Origin of the sequence: Allomesorhizobium camelthorni, assembly GCF_011045125.1 — a bacterium.
Lineage (GTDB): Bacteria > Pseudomonadota > Alphaproteobacteria > Rhizobiales > Rhizobiaceae > Allomesorhizobium > Allomesorhizobium camelthorni.
The window spans coordinates 1-1,014 of the sequence record NZ_JAAKZF010000274.1 but is presented as its reverse complement, the minus strand read 5'-3'; the positions used below and the strand labels follow the sequence as shown (position 1 = coordinate 1,014).

Here is a 1,014-nt window from a genome sequence, read left to right as displayed (position 1 = left end):
AGCCTAGGCGGTACCGATAAACACGCCACAGCATCAGGCCCTTTCCCCGGTCGCTCTATGCCGGATACGCCACTGATTTAGCTTTTTTGGACGTTGGCCAGGAACACGAAGCCTGAAATGAAGCTTGTCAGGAAGAACAAGACGGGCCCCCATCGCTGGGGGCCACGCCACACCGCACTGCCGGCTCCCCGCCCAGTACCGCAGAAGCTGACCAAACTGATAGTATCTTGAAAGATGCAAGTCTCGACAATCGTCCGCTACGGACGCTAAAGAAAAGTTCTGAGCTCACCATCGAAATAACCAATAGCTATGGCCGATCTCCGTCCAAAATCATCGTAAGCAGATGCAGGTGACTATCATGAAATGGCAGGGCTCCCCACAGCGCGAGCGGTTGCTCCCAAGTGGTGACCACGGCGGGCCGTTCGTCAACTCTCGAAGTATGACTACTTTGCACTTCGCTTTTTTTCGTTTTCTACAGGTGCCAGCTATAGTACTTCACGTTTATCCTACAGGACTTCAAGAGGTTAGAAGTTCTTTTTTGACAGGGCGCATCTCTGACGGCACTTTCGCGAAGTGCTTCCCCAAATAATCTTTCTAGAGGCAGGCCCCTCCAGGACTACAATGTGAAATCTCTATTAGTAGGCTGCAGCCCGAGAGAACACCTGCATGACGGCCACGCCGCTAACAATCATGGCAATGCCAATGATTGCTGCCATATCCAACACCTGTCGGAAGATGACCACGCTAATGGCCGCGGTAAGCACGATGCCGAGACCTGACCATATGGCATAGGCAACACCGAGTGGCATGCTTTTCAGTGCTTGCGACAGGAACCAGAACGATACCCCATATAAGGCGATGAAAGTCAGCGTGGGCGCCATTTTTGTAAACTGTTGGGATTTCTGCAGAAAAGTAGAGCCCGTGACCTCGAATAGGATCGCGAGGCCGAGGCAGGAGTAGGCGACAAGAGCGCTTCTCACTGCCATGTCGATTCATGATTGTCGGAAGCCTCGG

At 52.8% G+C, this 1,014-nt stretch carries 1 protein-coding gene; it reads right to left on the bottom strand.

Annotated features, from left to right (window positions below):
- Positions 1-635 precede the first annotated feature (635 nt).
- Positions 636-986 (bottom strand): DMT family transporter, encoded by a 351-nt coding sequence (locus tag G6N73_RS35840; protein WP_206079281.1) that lies wholly within the window; start codon positions 984-986, stop codon positions 636-638.
- Between the last annotated feature and the right edge of the window lie 28 nt (positions 987-1,014).